General features: G+C 63.7%; 14 protein-coding genes. 3 read left to right on the top strand and 11 right to left on the bottom strand.

Annotated features, from left to right (window positions below):
* Positions 1 to 2 precede the first annotated feature (2 nt).
* The 3 genes from MRBLMA1_RS15430 to MRBLMA1_RS15420 all read right to left on the bottom strand — a co-directional run bounded on the left by MRBLMA1_RS15430 (position 3) and on the right by MRBLMA1_RS15420 (position 3,558).
* Positions 3 to 2,261, bottom strand: a complete 2,259-nt coding sequence (locus tag MRBLMA1_RS15430) for a molybdopterin-dependent oxidoreductase (RefSeq protein WP_363737841.1) — start codon at positions 2,259 to 2,261, stop codon at positions 3 to 5.
* A gap of 223 nt (positions 2,262 to 2,484) precedes the next feature.
* On the bottom strand, positions 2,485 to 2,901 hold the full coding sequence (gene arr / locus MRBLMA1_RS15425) for an NAD(+)--rifampin ADP-ribosyltransferase (protein WP_363737839.1): 417 nt from the start codon (positions 2,899 to 2,901) through the stop codon (positions 2,485 to 2,487).
* A 9-nt stretch (positions 2,902 to 2,910) separates the two neighbouring features.
* Positions 2,911 to 3,558 (bottom strand): glutathione S-transferase family protein, encoded by a 648-nt coding sequence (locus MRBLMA1_RS15420; protein WP_363737838.1) that lies wholly within the window; start codon positions 3,556 to 3,558, stop codon positions 2,911 to 2,913.
* Between the two features lie 505 nt (positions 3,559 to 4,063).
* Between MRBLMA1_RS15420 and MRBLMA1_RS15415 the strand changes: the two genes are divergently transcribed.
* Positions 4,064 to 4,864: a DUF2189 domain-containing protein gene (locus tag MRBLMA1_RS15415; RefSeq protein ID WP_363737836.1), complete on the top strand. Its 801-nt coding sequence runs from the start codon at positions 4,064 to 4,066 to the stop codon at positions 4,862 to 4,864.
* 108 nt (positions 4,865 to 4,972) lie between these two features.
* On the opposite strand, the gene MRBLMA1_RS15410 is transcribed toward MRBLMA1_RS15415, so the two are convergent.
* The 8 genes from MRBLMA1_RS15410 to MRBLMA1_RS15375 form a co-directional block, all read right to left on the bottom strand.
* Positions 4,973 to 5,644, bottom strand: coding sequence for a c-type cytochrome (locus MRBLMA1_RS15410; protein WP_363737834.1), 672 nt, complete (start codon positions 5,642 to 5,644; stop codon positions 4,973 to 4,975).
* Positions 5,645 to 5,647: 3 nt separating this feature from the next.
* Positions 5,648 to 6,001 (bottom strand): cytochrome C oxidase subunit IV family protein, encoded by a 354-nt coding sequence (locus MRBLMA1_RS15405; RefSeq protein WP_363737833.1) that lies wholly within the window; start codon positions 5,999 to 6,001, stop codon positions 5,648 to 5,650.
* A 5-nt stretch (positions 6,002 to 6,006) separates the two neighbouring features.
* Positions 6,007 to 6,702, bottom strand: a complete 696-nt coding sequence (locus MRBLMA1_RS15400) for a heme-copper oxidase subunit III family protein (RefSeq protein WP_363737831.1) — start codon at positions 6,700 to 6,702, stop codon at positions 6,007 to 6,009.
* A 12-nt stretch (positions 6,703 to 6,714) separates the two neighbouring features.
* Complete coding sequence (locus MRBLMA1_RS15395; RefSeq protein ID WP_363737829.1) at positions 6,715 to 7,305, bottom strand: cytochrome c oxidase subunit 3; 591 nt, start codon at positions 7,303 to 7,305, stop codon at positions 6,715 to 6,717.
* Positions 7,302 to 9,020, bottom strand: a complete 1,719-nt coding sequence (locus MRBLMA1_RS15390; protein WP_133653177.1) for a cytochrome c oxidase subunit I — start codon at positions 9,018 to 9,020, stop codon at positions 7,302 to 7,304. Before MRBLMA1_RS15390 ends, MRBLMA1_RS15395 begins: the two co-directional genes overlap by 4 nt.
* Positions 9,020 to 9,889: a cytochrome c oxidase subunit II gene (locus tag MRBLMA1_RS15385; RefSeq protein WP_363737827.1), complete on the bottom strand. Its 870-nt coding sequence runs from the start codon at positions 9,887 to 9,889 to the stop codon at positions 9,020 to 9,022. Before MRBLMA1_RS15385 ends, MRBLMA1_RS15390 begins: the two co-directional genes overlap by 1 nt.
* A 308-nt stretch (positions 9,890 to 10,197) precedes the next feature.
* Positions 10,198 to 10,374: a hypothetical protein gene (locus MRBLMA1_RS15380; RefSeq protein WP_363737825.1), complete on the bottom strand. Its 177-nt coding sequence runs from the start codon at positions 10,372 to 10,374 to the stop codon at positions 10,198 to 10,200.
* A 65-nt stretch (positions 10,375 to 10,439) separates the two neighbouring features.
* Positions 10,440 to 13,271: a TonB-dependent receptor gene (locus MRBLMA1_RS15375; protein ID WP_363737823.1), complete on the bottom strand. Its 2,832-nt coding sequence runs from the start codon at positions 13,269 to 13,271 to the stop codon at positions 10,440 to 10,442.
* 316 nt (positions 13,272 to 13,587) lie between these two features.
* On the opposite strand from MRBLMA1_RS15375, the gene MRBLMA1_RS15370 reads away from it, so the two are divergent.
* Together MRBLMA1_RS15370 and MRBLMA1_RS15365 are read left to right on the top strand one after the other, a co-directional pair.
* Positions 13,588 to 14,682, top strand: a complete 1,095-nt coding sequence (locus MRBLMA1_RS15370; protein WP_363737821.1) for a mandelate racemase/muconate lactonizing enzyme family protein — start codon at positions 13,588 to 13,590, stop codon at positions 14,680 to 14,682.
* On the top strand, positions 14,649 to 15,944 hold the full coding sequence (locus tag MRBLMA1_RS15365) for an MFS transporter (protein ID WP_363737819.1): 1,296 nt from the start codon (positions 14,649 to 14,651) through the stop codon (positions 15,942 to 15,944). The genes MRBLMA1_RS15370 and MRBLMA1_RS15365 overlap by 34 nt, the downstream gene beginning before the upstream one ends.
* The last annotated feature ends 3 nt before the right edge of the window (positions 15,945 to 15,947 follow it).

Genomic DNA, 15,947 nt, shown 5'->3' with positions numbered 1-15,947 from the left:
GTTCAAGCTGCGTCCTGCTGCGCGATGGTCCTTGCCAGCTCCACGACGATCGGCGTGCCATTGAAGCTGGCGCAGCCGCTCGGCACGTCGAATTCGGCGTCGTCGCTCAGCCGGTTGTAATTGGCGCCGTCGAGGCTGTGGGCGAGGCCCAGGCGCGAGCCGTCAAGCGCCTCGCTCCAGCCGTGCGGCACGCATACCGTGCCGATCCCCACTTCGTCGGTGATGCGCGCGGGCAGCGTGATCTCGCCAACCCGCGAGCGCAACCGAACCTCGTCGCCTTCGTCGATGCCGAGTCGGATGGCATCGGCCGGACTGATCATCGCCGTACAGCGCTTCGGCCCTTTCACCAGCGGCTGCAGATTGTGCATCCAGCTATTGTTGGAGCGCATCTCGCGCCGACCGATCAGGCGCAGCGTACCGTGCGCGAACCTGCCATCGTCGATCGCCTGCTCCAGCCGGGGAATATCGGCAAGGAACGGAGCGGCCGCCAGCGCGATCTTGCCGTCGGGGGTGGCGATCGCCCGCGGCAGGCGTCCGTGCTGCATCGGCCCGTGGGAAATCCCGGCCGGACTTTCGCGCAGCCGGGCCAGCGACAGGCCGCCGGGATGGCTGCCGAAGCCGTCGCCGTTCTTGCCGCCGCGCAACAGGATATCGAAGATGCGTTCGGGCCAGTCCTCGCCATCAGCGCTGGCCAGCAGCCCGGCCAGGTCCGCCCCGGCGGGCAGGCGCGGCAATTGGGGTGCCTGGCGCGACAGATATTCCATCGCGCAGCGCAGGTCGTAAGCGGCCTCGTCCATGCCGATGAAGCGGGCGGCGAGGCCGTTGATGATGCTCCAGTCGGTGCGTCCGTCGGGATCGGGCGGCAGGATGCGCGGCGACCAGGAGATCACGTCCTCCACCATCCAGTTGTTCCAGATCAGCGTGAACTCGCTGTGGCGCAGGTGATCGCCCGGCGGCAGGATGACGTCGGCAAAGCGCGTCGTCTCGTTGAGGTAGATGTCGACCGCGACCAGGAACTCCAGGCTGTCCAGGGCGGCGGCGACGCGGCCGGCATTGGGGTTGGACAGTACGGGGTTGCCGGCGATGATCGTCATGCCCCGGATCCGGCCAGGGCCCGGCGTCTCGACATCCTCCCACATGGCGTGGGTGGGCATGGTGGCGCCCAGTTCCGGCGCGCCCGAGACGCGCGAGTGCCAGCGACCATGGGGCGGCTGATCGCCGACATAGGGATCGCGGGTGAAGACCGGCAGGCTGCCCTCGGGGAAGATCACCCCACCCTCGGCATCGCAATTGCCGGTGAGGATGTTGAGGCAGTCTATCGCCCAGACGCCGAGCGTGCCGAAGCTCTGGGTATTGATGCCGACCCGGCTATAGGCGGCGGCACTGCCGGCGGCGGCAAAGTCGCGCGCCAACTGGGTGATGCGCTCCGCTGCGATGCCGGTGAGCGGGGCGACGCGCTCGGCCGGGAATTGCGCCGCGACGGCGCGCAATTCGTCGAGTCCCGACACGTGCCCTTCCAGGCGGCCAAGGCGCACCAGCCCCTCGCGGAACAGCGTGTCGATCATCGCCAGCGCCAGCAGCGCGTCGGTGCCCGGACGGATGGCGAAGTGGTCGTCGGCCAGTTCGGCTGTGGGCGTGCGACGCGGATCGACCACCACCAGCCGCCCGCCGCGGGCACGCAACCGCTTGAGCCGACCGGGCATGCCGGGGGCGCCGAACATGCTGCCATTCGACACGGCCGGGTTGGCGCCGAAGATCAGGAAGAATTCGGTACGGTCGACGTCGGGTACGGGAACATTGCCGATATCGCCATAGAGATAGGCGTCGACCATGTTGCGCGCAAAGTTGTCGATCGCGGCCGCCCCGGTGAGTTGCGCCGGCATGGCGGAGAGCAGCGACCCTCCGACCAACTGCAACGCGGCGACGTGCGCCGTGGGATTGCCCAGATAGATGCCCAGCGCGCTCGACCCATGGTCAGCCACGACGCGCCTGAGCCCGGCCGCCGCAAAGTCCAGCGCTTCTTCCCAACTCGCCTCGCGGAAGCCCTCGCCATCGCGGATCAGCGGCCTCGTCAGCCGGTCGGGATCCTCGCGCAGCGCCTTGATCGCCTGCGACTTCGGGCAGACATAGCCCTTGCTCGACGGATGGGCCGGATCACCGGACACCCGGCCGACCACGCCACTGTCGGGATCGGCTTCGATGACCAACCCGCAGCTGGCCTCGCAGGTCGGGCAAATTCGGGGGAATGTTTGCAGCGCCATCGATTTAATCTCCCAGCCCGGATCATGAACCGGGTGCTGGGCGGTCGCCTCGTCCTTTCGGACAATGCGGGAGTGGCGTGCCGGGTGGGCTTTGTCCTTATCAGGAATCGTGGCCTTCTCCTGCCGCGACCCCTGATGGAGAGGCTGCGCCAAGGATGCGCCGCCATCCGGCCCTGGGCCGCTCGGGCCTGGAGTTTTCTGCCGCGGTCCGGCCTTCGGCGCATCAGTCCTCGATGATCGTGTCCGTGCCCTCGCGTTTCATGCGGGCGAGATTGTCCTTCATCTCCCTGACTTGCTCGGGAGCATGGCCGACCCAATCTTCCAGTTCGCCCGTGATCCGCAGCGGCGCGGTCGATCGGTAGGAGGCGGTCATGTTGCCGGGAAACCTCTTGTCGGTGAGGTTCGGGTCATCCTCAAACGGGCCGGTCGGCTCGACGATGAAGATACGACCCCTCCCGTCACCCCTCGCCAGTTCCGCGCCCCATGTGGCCGCTTCGAGCTTCGCCGCGAAATAGACGTGCTTCAGCCCCCGTTCGACGAAATTGCTCTCGAACCCCGGCGCGATCAGGTCGCCGATGGCCAGATCGGCCTTGGTTCCGTGATAGAAGATGGTCCCGGCGGGAACGTCCTTGGCGTACATGGCGCGTTCTCAGGCCACATCGGCGGCGGCGAAGTGAGCCATCTGGTCACGATGCGCCTTTTCAAACGCCGGTCGCGCCGTGGCACGGGCGAGGAAGTCGCGACAGGCCGCGTGACCGGACAACCCGTCGAACCGATCGACCTGCCGCATCACATCCGCCATGAGCAGGTCAGCGACCGTGAAGCGGCCCGCAACGAGCCATTCGCGATCGACGAGAACCGCATCCATTCGGTCGAGCCGGGCTTTCAGGAATTTGTCGATCATCTTCGCCTCGGGTGCTTCGCCGGGCAATCCCATGAACCGGAACAGGCTCCATGGCTGGCACGGCAGGTCGACCGAATTGAGCGCGGCGATGACCCATGACAGGACTTCGGCCCGACCCCGCGCGTCCTGCGGCATCAACGCCGGGCTCTTGTCCGCCAGATGCAGCAGGATCGCGCCGCTCTCGAACAGGGTCAGGTCGCCGTCGGTCAGCCACGGCACCTGGCCGAAGGGCTGCGCCGCGAAATGTTCGGGGCCGCGATCTCGAAACGGCGTGCTTTCCACCCGATAGGGCAATCCTGCCTCTTCGAGCGCCCAGCGCACCCGAAGGTCGCGCACAAGGCCCCGTGGCATTTCCGGCACCCAGTCGTACGTGGTCAGGATCAGGTCGCTCATGGGCAATCTCCGGTTCGAAGCCGTGGGTCGATGTTATGCCCGCACCCGCCAATCCTCCTTGCAAGCCGCCGACACAGGACGATCTTATGACCAAAGTCGATGACGTGCTATATTGCGCCAATAATGTATCGCAACCAGACAGTTAGTTGCGAATGTGCGCGGATCATCCTGCCTTGTCGCAATGCATATCAGGTTCATGCGACCCGGGGTTCAACCGACGAGCTTGCGCTTGATTGACCGCAACGGCTGCCGCCGCTTGCCGGCACGCCTCCAGGGGCTGTCGGTGGCGCTGGAAACCGCGGGCCGGCATGTACGTTTCGACCGCGATCAGCCCCTGTCCAAAGCCGGCGGAAAGATGTACTCTTCGCCTTGGCCATGAGGCGTTTCCTCATGCCGGGACGATGCCCTGGGCAGGCTCCAACATGGACTGCATCGCGCACCGGTCCCGACAGAGGGCAGGACAAGCCGGACGCTCGTCATGGCGAGCTTCAAAGGGAGAGCGGCCATGGCAATTGCTCATCCAGGTGAAAAAGCATCGTCTCGTGACGAATATGAGATTCGCAGGATCGGACTGCCTGATCTGAAGATCGCACTGCAACAGGGCTGGGACGATTTCCAGGCCAAGCGGGGCGACCTGATCTTCATCGGTTTCATCTATCCCGCAGTGGTGCTGATGGCCATATTGATGGCCAGCCGCGTGTCGATACTGCCGCTGCTCTTCCCGCTGGTCGCCGGCTCCATCCTGTTCAGCCCGGCCCTGGCGAGCGGCTTCTACGAACTGGCACGACGCCGCGAACAGGGACTCGACAGTCGCTGGCGGCATTTCCTGGATGTGGTGCGCGGACCGTCGGCGCCCGCGCTCTTCGACCTTACCAGCATCACCGCCCTGCTGTTCCTGGCCTGGCTCGGTGCAGCGTGGCTCATCTATAACGCCACTGTCGGCCAGCTCGGTCCCCAAGCGGTCAGTTCGGTCGGTGTCTTCCTGAACGCGGTATTCGGCACGGTCGAGGGCTGGAAGATGATCATCGTCGGCAATCTGGTCGGCCTCGGCTTCGCAATCATAACCCTGGCGGTCAGCGTCGTGTCCTTTCCCATGATCATCGACAAGCGGACCAATTGGGGCGTGGCGCTGCGCACTTCCGTACGGGTCGCCTGGGCCAATCCGGTGACGGTCGCCATGTGGGGACTGATCGTCGTCGGGCTGCTGATCCTCGGCGCGCTGCCGGGTCTGGTCGGGCTTGCCATCGTGCTGCCGGTGCTGGGCTATGCGACCTGGCATCTCTACACGCGGGCGGTGGTTCGGTAACCCGAACCCGTTCGGGCTGAGCCTGTCCAGGCCCTTCGCTTTTCTGAAGGAAAGGGCTGCGCCTCAACAAGCGCAGCCCGAATGGGCGCTGAAGCGTCGTGCTCTAACTCAGTTCGCGCTCTTCGGCGCTGGCAAAGGCGGCGCTCCATTCCCCAAGGTCGCCAGATAGCGGATCACCGCTGCTCGATCCTCGGGCCGGCGGAGCCCGGCAAAGCTCATCTTCGTCCCCGGCACGTCCCGCCCCGGCGAGGCAAGGAATTCGAACAGCTTGTCATAGCTCCATGCGCCCCCATGCGCCTTCATCGCGGGCGAATAGGCAAAGCCCGCATGGCTCGCCACCGGGCGGGCGACCACGCCCCAGAGATTGGGGCCGATCCGGTTCGGCCCGCCCTGACTGAAGTCGTGGCAGCTGGCGCAGAGCTGGGCCTTCGCCTTGCCCGCATTGGGATCGGCACTGGCGAGCAGCGTTCCCAAATCCGCCGGCGGCGTGGCGGCGGTGCCGCCGGTCCCGGCGCCAGTCGATGGCAGGGAAACCTTCCCGCGCATGTCGCGGTGATAGGCGATCAGCCGATTGCCATCCGCCGGATCATCGAGGCTCGCCGGCCAGTTGCGCTGCACCGATGCCATATCTATGCGCGGCGGCATGTCGTCAGGCTTGTAGGCAAGGTCGCCGGCACTGGCATGCGGATAGAGTTGCCCTGAAAACCAGTTGAAGCTCCAGAGCGACGCCGCGGCCCCCGCGACACACAGCCCCGTCACCACCCAACGCATCCGCGCCATGGTTCAGCCTCCCCCGCCCATGAAGATCGCCCTTGTCCAGAAGGCGTAGTTCGCCTCGATCGTCATGATCCGCACCAGCACCAGCAGCACCAGTGGCGGCGTCAGTATCGCGTAGATCAGGGACAGCCGTTCCCATGCGAGATGCATGAATATGGACAGGATCAGCCCCGCCTTCAGCAACATGAACAGCACGATCAACGTCCAGCGGACGATCCCCTGCACATGCATGTAGTCAACCAGATAGGAAAGGGTGCTGAGCAGGAAAAGATAGCCCCAGACCTTCAGATAAAGGCTGATCGGATGATGCACCCCTTCATGCACAGCCCCGACATCGGCATTGGACAGATCCTGCTTCATGGAGCTCACCACAGGTAGAAGAATGCGAAGATGAAGACCCAGACGAGATCGACGAAATGCCAGTAGAGTCCCGCAATCTCGACCGCGCTATAATCGCCCGTGCGATCATAATCGCCGCGCGCGACCTTCGACGCGATGATCAGCAACAGGATGACCCCACAGGTCACATGCAGTCCGTGAAAGCCGGTGATCATGAAGAAGGAGGCACCGAATTGCGGCGCGCCCATGGGGTTGTACCAGGGCCGCACCCCCTCTTCGAAGATCAGCTTGCTCCACTCGAACGCCTGCATGGAGAGGAAGGTGAGGCCGAACAGCGCGGTCAGCAGCATGAGCCCCGCCGTTCTGCGGCGGTCGCGCCGGTAACCGAAATTCACGGCCATGGCCATCGTGCCGCTGGAACTGATGAGCGCGAAGGTCATGATCGCGATCAGGACGAGCGGAATGTCCTGTCCGCCGATGTTGAGCGCGAAAACCTCGGCCGTGTTGGGCCAGGGCAGCACGGCCGAAGCGCGCATTGTCATGTAGCCGGTCAGGAAGCAGGAGAAGATGAAGGTATCCGACAGCAGAAAGATCCACATCATCGCCTTGCCCCAATGGGTATGGCGAAACACCTCCTGATCCGCCGACCAGTCGGCCGCGATCTCGCGCAGGGCTGGGGTGATGACTTCCCTGTCCCTACGATCCTGCGTGGTCTGGAGCATGGCGCAACAACCTCAAGTCAGCAGCAGCAAGACGGCGATCAATATCCAGATGAGCAACAGCAGATGCCAGTAGAGCGCGCACAGTCGCACCTGGCCCGGGTTTCGCGAGGCCAGCACCCAGCCCGCGGCGCCAAGCCCGCCGATGATATGCAGCCCATGCAGCGCGGTCAGCAGATAGAAGAAGGCGTTGGCCGGATTCGTCGCCAGATAATAGCCCGCCGCCTGATAATGACGCCACAGCATCCACTGTCCGCCGAGGAAGCATAGCCCCAGCACCCCGCCCGCGAGCGACGCCATGCTCGCCCGGCCCCGGATCGCGGCTCGCCGGGCCATTTCCCAGGCAATGCTGCTCATGACCAGCACTGCGCTGTTGATCCACAGCAATGGCGGGTCGGGCATCGCGGCCCAGTCGTCTGCATGACCCATGGCCGCGTGCAGCCCCATGCGCATGACATAGGCCGCCACCAGCAGCGAGAACATGACGGCCATCACCACCGCATAGAGGGTCAGCCCGACCGATCCCGCCGAGGGGCGATGCGACGGGTCCAGCCTGTCGCTCGCCGGTTCCCAGCTCCGTTCGGAAAGGCGCGCGATGAGGTTCATGCGCGCGGCTCGGTCTGCGGGATGAAGTCGCGCTCGGCGCCAGGGACACTGTAATCATAGGCCCAGCGATAGACGACCGGCAGCTTCGGCCCCCAATTGCCATGGGCCGGCGGTGTCTGGGGCGTCTGCCATTCCAGGCTCGCCGCGCCCCAGGGATTGGGATCGGCCTTCGGACCGCGGAACAGGCTCCAGATCATGTTGAAGAAGAACAGGCTCTGCGCCGCGAACACTGCCAGCGCCGCGATGCTGATCCACTGGTTGGCCAAATGCACCGATGGCGGGATGAAGTCGGCCTGCCCCAGCGCATAATAACGGCGCGGCACGCCCAATATGCCAAGGTAGTGCATCGGCAGGAAGATCGCGTAGACGCCGAGGAAAGTGATCCAGAAATGGAGCTTTCCCAGCGTCTCGTTCCACATCCGCCCCGTAATCTTGGGATACCAGTGATAGATCGCGCCGAAGATTACCAGAACCGGCGACACGCCCATGACCATGTGGAAATGTGCCACCACGAAAAAGGTGTCCGACAAGGGTACGTCGACGCTCACATTGCCCAGGAACAGTCCTGACAGTCCGCCATGGATGAAGGTGAAGATAAAGGCGATGGCGAACAGCATCGGCACGCGCATATGGATGTTGCCGCGCCATAGGGTCAGCATCCAGTTATAGACCTTGATCGCGGTGGGAATGGCGATGATCAGCGTCGATGTGGCGAAGAAGAAACCGAAATAGGGGTTCATCCCGCTCACATACATATGATGCGCCCAGACGAGGAAACTCAGCGCGCCAATCACGACGATCGCCCAGACCATCATGCGATAGCCGAAGATATTGCGCCGCGCATGGACACTGATCAGGTCGGACACGATGCCGAAGGCGGGAAGCGCGACGATATAGACCTCCGGATGGCCGAAGAACCAGAAAAGATGCTGGAAGAGCAGCGGGCTGCCCCCCTGTGTCGACGTGATCATGCCGGCCGACTGCATCGCCGGCATGAAGAAGCTGGTACCCGCCAGACGATCGAACAGCATCATGACCGCGGCGACGAACAGCGCCGGAAAGGCCAGAAGGCCCATGACCGAAGCGGTGAAAATGCCCCACACCGACAGCGGCATCCGCATCAGCGTCATGCCTCGCGTCCGCGCCTGCAGCACCGTCGTCACATAGTTGAGGCCACCCATGGTGAATGCCGCAACAAAGATCGCCAGGCTGACCAGCATGGTGACGATGCCCCATTGGTGACCCGGCGTTCCTTCGCTGATCGCTTGCGGCGGATAGAGCGTCCAGCCCGCGCCCGTCGGTCCGCCCGGCACGAAGAAACCCGCCACCAGCACGATCACCGAAAGCAGGTACAGCCAGTAACTGAGCATGTTGACGAAGGGGAAGACCATATCCCGCGCACCGATCATCAACGGAATCAGATAATTGCCAAAGCCGCCGAGCAGCAGGGCCGTGAGCAGATAAACGACCATGATCATGCCGTGCATCGACACGAACTGCAGGTAATTGTCCGGCTGGATCGCCGGGAAGGCCCCCGGAAAGCCCAATTGCAGCCGCATGAGCGCCGAAAGGACCAGCGCCACGAGCCCGATGCTGATCGCGGTCACGCTATATTGGATGGCGATGACCTTGTGATCCTGGCTCCAGACATAGCGGGTGACCCAACTATGCGGATGATGCAGCGGGCGCAGATCGTCGGCCAGGGTGGTAGCCATCAGCGAATGCTCCAGGAGGCGGGGACTGAACAGGCGTTCGCCTTGATCAGCAGGATCGACATGGCGGCTGGAGGCGTCTCGGCCAGTATCTGCCCGAAGCTGCTCTGTTGCGCCTGCCACGCGGCGAAGGCCCTGGGCGAATCGACCACCACCTTGTCGCGCATTTCATGATGGCCCGTGCCGCACAGTTCGGCGCAGAGTATATCGAACGTCCCCGTCTTCGTGGGTGTCATCCAGAAATAGGTGACGATGCCCGGCACCAGATCCATCTTGGCGCGGAATTCGGGTACATAGAAATCGTGCAGCACGTCCTTGGAACGCAGCAGGATCTTCACCGGCTTGCCCACGGGTAGATGCAGGTCGCCCGTTTCGACCAGCAGGTCGTCGCGACCATAGGGGTCGAGCGGATCGAGCCCCAGCACATTGTCCGGCGTCACATATTTGACCGCTGCGGCGCCCAGAACGCCATCGGGACCCGGATAGCGGAACGACCATTGCCATTGCTGCCCCACCGCCTCGATGATCGTTGCCCCCTTGGGCACCGATACATATTTGCCCCAGGCAGCCAGTCCTGGCGCCAACATCCCGGCGATGCCGATTGCCGTCCAGAAGGTCAGCCGTTTTTCGAGCCGACTATTTTCCGGTTCATAATGGGCGCGGTGTCCGGGCCGGTGCCGATATCGCACCAGCGCCCAGGCCAGGAAGAGGTTGAGAAGGACGAATGCCGCCGCGCAAATCCACAGCGTAACGTCGAGCGCGGAGTCTATCGAACCCCAATTGGTCGCGATCGGTGTCCGCCACCATGGACTGAACAAGTGGAAGGCGACCGAACCAAACACCAGCAAGGCGATGGCGACCGCAATCGGCACAGGCCCTCTCCCACCAATGGTGAGGCGGCTCCGGTCGAACGGCTTGTCGACCTTACGAGTCGCCTTCGGATAATAACCGTTTGCCGCAGTCTACAGAAAAACGCGGCGTTGTGAAAGTGTTGGGCCCGACGATATCGTCCCCTCCAGAATGTCGAGGGATCCTTCATCTTGCCTGCGCATCTGATGCAGAAACCTCGCCCCATGCCGCGATTGCCGCGTCTGAGGGGGGATGAGGCGGAGCATCGAGCCCTTCCGGCGGAGCGTGGCTATATGCGCGCAGTATGGAGCCGCGCGGATGGCAATTTCACTCAGGGGCGTGGGGCCACCTGTGCCCGATTGCAGGCAAATAGGAGCGGACGGTCGTCCGCCCCCAGCAGAGTGGCACCAGGCATCTGGCCGGCGCGGGCGCCCCGGGGGCGCTGCACCGGCAGCACCCCCACGCCCTCGCCCACGCCCTCGCCCGGCGTCTTCCCGGATGGATCCATGACGATGGCTTTGACGCCGGACGTCCCGATATCGATGCCGAAGAACCTGGCGAGGGTCCGGTCGATCAGAAGAAGCCGCGTACGGCGAAGGCGATCGTCCGGCTGCGCTGGATGAACGAGCGGAACATGTCGGGATCGACGATATAGTCGCGACGATTGGCACGGGTGAGGTTGGTGCCGGTGACGCTAAGCTCCAGATGCTCGATCGGACGGTAGGAGATGCTCGCGTTGAGCTGGCCATATCCCTTGGTGAAGGTCGGTTGCGCAGCACGATCGTTGCCGCCGCCGAGCGCCTGGAAGTAGCTCGACCGATAGGCATAGGCGACGCGGGTCGCGAACGGCCCCTTCTCATAATAGGCGATCGCGTTGGCATTGTGCTTCGATGCCCCCGGGAAGCCGTAGGAGGTGGTCGACGCGGCATTGTCGATGGTGATCTTCGAGTTGATATAGGTATAGTTCGCCTGCACGCCGAACCCGTCCCACGGTGCGGGCAGGAAGCTGAACGGCTGGTTCAACCCGACTTCGGCACCATAGACGCGTCCATTCGATGCATTGACGGGCTGCGTCACGTCCAGGCGGGTCGCGCCCTGTGCCGGAATGGTGGTGTCGAGGGTCACCGTACGCAGGATGAAGTCGTCGACCTTCTTGTAGAAGCCGCCGAGATACAGCGCACCACCGCCACGGGTGTAATATTCCAGCCCCAGGTCAAGCTGCCACGCCGTCAGCGGCTTCAGCTTCGTATTGCCGAGCGTCGCGGTGCCGCGCTGGCTGGGATCGACGCGCGGATCGTTGGGATCATAATAGCTGACCGCGTTGCGTGGCGCGGTATCCTCATATTCCGGGCGCGACATCACGCGGGACACGGCCAGACGGACATGCAGCGGGTCGGTGGGATTGAGGTCGAGGTTCGCCGAGGGAAGAAATTCCCAGTAGCGATGCGTGTCGCTGGTCGGCGTCAGCGTCTGGCTGAGCGTCGCGTTCAGGCCGTTGAGGATCGTCGTGCTCTGCGTCGACCGCGAGGTCAGATCGGTGTAGACCGCCCGGACGCCCACATTGCCCTTGACCGGCATATTGCCCCAGGTGCCATTCCCATCGGCCTGCACGTAGAATGCGGTCGTCTTTTCATGCGCGGTGATGGCGAAGGACGCGTCTTCCTTGTCGATCGCCGCGTCACGCAGCGCGGGAACCAGATTGGCCGCCGCCGGATAATCGAGGAACGGGATCGGCACCCCGAAATTGAAGCGTGTCAGGAAGCCGGCATCCTGCCCGTTGAAGATCACGTCGGGCATCTGCTGGGAAATGGCGGTAGTGAAGCCGGTAGCCGCATCGGGAGCCGGCACGAACAGCGAGGTGCTGCGCAGCCTTATGGTCGTGTCCTGATAGCGCACGCCCGCCTTCAGCACGACATCCGGTGCCACGTCATAGGCGATGTCGCCGCGAAGCGCATGGGCATGCGAACGGTTGAAATATTTGCGCCCGAAGAAGCCGTTGAAGACGCCGCCCGGCGGCGTGACGACGTTGGTCACTCCCGTGATCGTCGGCACCATTGGAACGCCGTCAAATTGCACGTTGCGATTCGGCGCGCTGGTGCCGCCGAAGAACAGCCGCAGATCCTGATCATAGCGACCGTTCGAATAGCCATAGTCGACGCTCGCGCGGAAACCGTCGCCGTTATACTTGATGTTGCCGCCGGCGACGATCGCATACTGGTTGTTGAAGAACTTCAGCGGCTGCGGATCGAGCGTGACGCCCGGGCCCGTTCCTCCCGCATAGGCGAGTTTCGACGTATCGAATGCGAGCAGCCGTCCGTCACGGACGGTATAGCCGCCGGGGCTGGCCACACCGTCATAGACGCTGCTGGCGCCATTGAGCTGGAGATCGTTGGTCGGCCGGAACTGCTCGTTCAGAAACTTGGAATAGGTTCCGTCGACGTTGATTTCCCATTGATCGCTCGGTTTGAACTGAAGACCGCTGCTGAACGCCAGGCGGCTGATCTTACCGTCGTTCTTCGACGCCGTGATGCGCGAGGGCACCAGCACGCCGCGCTCGACACGGTCGATGCTGCCGTCAGCATTATCGTCGAACGACAAATCCCGAGTGGCAAAGCGCGAAAACAGTTCGGAGCTGGAAGTGTCGCCGTGCGACCACAGGCCCGACAGATAGACGCCCAGCCGGTTGTCGAGCAGTTTGGTGCCGACGACACCGCTGATCCGGGGAATGAAGTTTTTCGTCTGGTCGTCATAGTCGGCACGGACGGTCAGGCTGCCGAACGACGTGCCGCCACCGGGCGCGCGATAGTCGAGCGGCTTCAGCGTCTGGACGTCGATCTCGCCGGCGATGCCGCTTTCAACCAGGTCGGCGGTCGGTGTCTTGTACACCAGCATGCCCGAAATGACCTCTGTCGGCAGCACGTCGAGATTGACCTGGCGCAGTGAGTTGATGCCCTCGTTGCCGCCGGTCAGCGGAACGCGGCCGTTGATCGTGACTTGCGTGTAGCCCGGGCCGAGGCCGCGGATCGATGCGCGATCGCCAGCGGTGCCGCTGTCGTTGCGTTCGATCTGAACGCCCGGCACACGCTGCAGGACGTCGGCGATGTTGACGTCGCTGAAGCGGCCCAGATCCTGGCTGGTGACGGCCTCGACGACGGACGCGGCCTCACGCTTGACCGCCACGGCACGCTCCGCCGAGGCGCGGTAACCGGTGACGATGATATCCTCGACATTGCTGGCCTGTGCCGGGGCCGTGCCAGCTGCGGCATCAGAGGAGTCCTGCGGCTGTGCCGGCGAGCCGGGGGACGGCGTGGTCGCCTCACCTCCAGCCTGCGCACAGGCCATCGACGCCTGCATGAGAGACATTGCACCTGCCGTGCACAGGCACATGATCCGGGTGATCTTCATTCATCCTCTCCCTCTTGCGCGATCGGTCGACCGCCGCCCTTGTTCGCCGTGAATGCAGCCAATCGATATTTCATGCAAGCCAAAAACATTATCTAATTCATATTTTGATATATCAGTGGATGAATTTTGTTGAAGATACAGGATAATTCAGACCGAAATGCCGCTGTCGGGGCGGGATTACCCCTCTATTGCCGGTGACGGCGCTGTGCCGTTAGGCGCGATTTGCGGCCGTTGAGATCGATTTATCGGCTTGCGCCCGTAAAATTTCTCTGAAATATAGATCTGAAATATCAGATATGACGAAAGGCAAACGGGGATGAGGATTACGGCATATCGGATTACCCGTTTTCACTATCCTCGCGATCGACCGGTCGGCGATTCGCAGGTGCATACGACCGAAATCCATGTGGCCGCGATCGAACTGATCGATTCGGCGGGACATGTCGGCCTCGGCTTCGCGCAATCATTGTTCAACGCCCTTCCCGACGAGCAGGAGATCGAGCGGACCTTCCTCGAACAGGCGTGGCCCGCCCTCGATGGTCAGGAACCGGCGGCACTGGCGCTCGCGGTGCGGCGTCCGCGCGGCGGCAATGTGCGCCGCATGTCGCTGCCGTTCGAGGAGGCGATCCAACAGGCGGTCTGGGACCTGTTCGCACAGCAGCAGGGCCTGCCGCTGTGGCAGATGCTGGGCGCCGATCGGTCAAGCGTTCCCGTCTACGCGAGCGGGCTGGACTTCCATCTGTCGGACCACGCTTTCGTCGAGCTGTTCGGCAACGCCGCGGAAGCCGGCTATCGCGGCTTCAAGATCAAGGTCGGCCATCCCGACCTCGAGCGCGACGTTCACCGGCTGAACCTGTTGCGCAAGACGGTGGGCCAGGACCGCCCGGTGATGGTCGATCCCAACGAGGCGTGGACCGTCGGGCAGGCGATCGACGCCCTGCAGACGTTCGAGCGCGCGGGGCACCGCATCTACTGGGTCGAGGATCCCGTGACCCGCGACGATATCGCGGGGCTGAAGCTGATCCGGCGGACCGGCATCACCCGGGTCAACGCCGGCGAATATCTCGACCTGTCCGGCAAGCGGCGCCTGCTCGAACAACAGGCATGCGACATGCTCAACGTCCATGCCCAGGTCGGGGACGTGATGCGCGCCGGATGGCTGGCCAGCGAGCAGAATGTCGAAGTGACGCTGGGCAACAGTTTCCTCGAGATCGGCGTCAACATGGCGCTGGCGCTGCCAGGCGTGCGCTGGCTGGAATACAGCTTCCAGAATTTCGACCATCTGGTCGAAAAGACGTTTACAATCCGCGACGGCATGATCTTCGGCAGCGATACGCCTGGGCACGGTTTACGGTTGAGCGCCACCGCGCAGGAAGATTGCCGGCGACTGACTGCGGCGGCAGCGGCATGACAGCGCCCTTTGCTCCCCCGCCCCGCACGATGGCGACCGGTCGGCGCGACTGGCGACTGATCGTGTCGCTGGGTGTCGTCTTCTTCGTGCTGCTGACGCTGTATGCCGCGGTGCTGGGCGTGCTGCTGCCCAACCAGATCCAGGATATCTCGCCCGCCACCAAGACGAAGACGCTAGGCGTGGTGTTCGCGATCACGTCCGTCTTCAGCACGCTGGCAACGCCAATGGCCGGCGCCTTCTCGGACCGGACGCGAAGCCGGTTCGGGCGACGCACACCGTGGATCGTCATCGGCGCGCTGATCGGCGGCGGCGCCATCATCATGGTGCCTTACGGATCGGGCATCGTCGCGGTGACGGCCCTCTGGGTCGTGGCGGCGATCAGCCTCAATTCGATGCAGCCGGCGATCACGACCATCGTCGCCGACCGGTTCGCGGTGGAGGAGCGCGGCTTCGTGTCGGGCGTGGTCGGCGCGGCGATGACGGCCGGCATTTCCGCCGGCACGATCTACGGCGGACTGCTCGCTCATGATCTGCGGCTCGCTTACGGCCTGCTGGGCGGTGCGATCATCCTCGCCTGCCTGTCGTTCGTGGCGCTCAACCCGGAACCGCGCGAAACGCTGCCGCCGGCCTCGCCGTTTCGCCTCGGCGCGTTCCTGCGCTCCTTCTGGATCGACCCGCGCGAACATCCCGATTTCGCATGGGCGTTCCTCGGGCGCTTCACGATCTACATGGGCTATCAGGCGATCGTCACGTATCTGCTCTATATCCTTCAGGATCACATCGGGTTGAGCCAGAGCGACGCAAATACCACCATCGCGCGGCTGTCGTCGGTAACATTCGTCGCGCTGGTCATCTCCGGCCTCGCCTCCGGCTGGTTGTCGGATCGCTGGCAGCGCCGCAAGCCGCTGGTCTTCGCCGCTGGTATCATCATGGCGCTGGCGGTCGTCGCCCCGCTGGTGCAGCCCAACGCCGCCGGCATGTTCGCCTATGCGGTGCTGATCGGACTCGGCTATGGTGCCTTCATGTCGGTCGACCTCGCATTGATGACGCAGGTGCTGCCGGCCAGCGAAGGCGGTGATGATACGGGCAAGGATCTCGGCATCCTGACCACCGCGGTGAACGTCCCGCAAATCCTCAGCCCGGTGCTCGCTGCGACGCTGCTCAGCGCGACCGGCAACGATTATCCGCTGCTGTTCGTCGTCGCGGGGGCGTTCGTGCTGGCGGGTGCGTGTCTCGTGTTGCCGATCCGGTCGGTGCGATGAGCG

Source organism: Sphingobium sp. LMA1-1-1.1, assembly GCF_040676365.1.
GTDB lineage: Bacteria > Pseudomonadota > Alphaproteobacteria > Sphingomonadales > Sphingomonadaceae > Sphingobium.
This window is presented reverse-complemented; position numbering and strand designations above follow the sequence as displayed.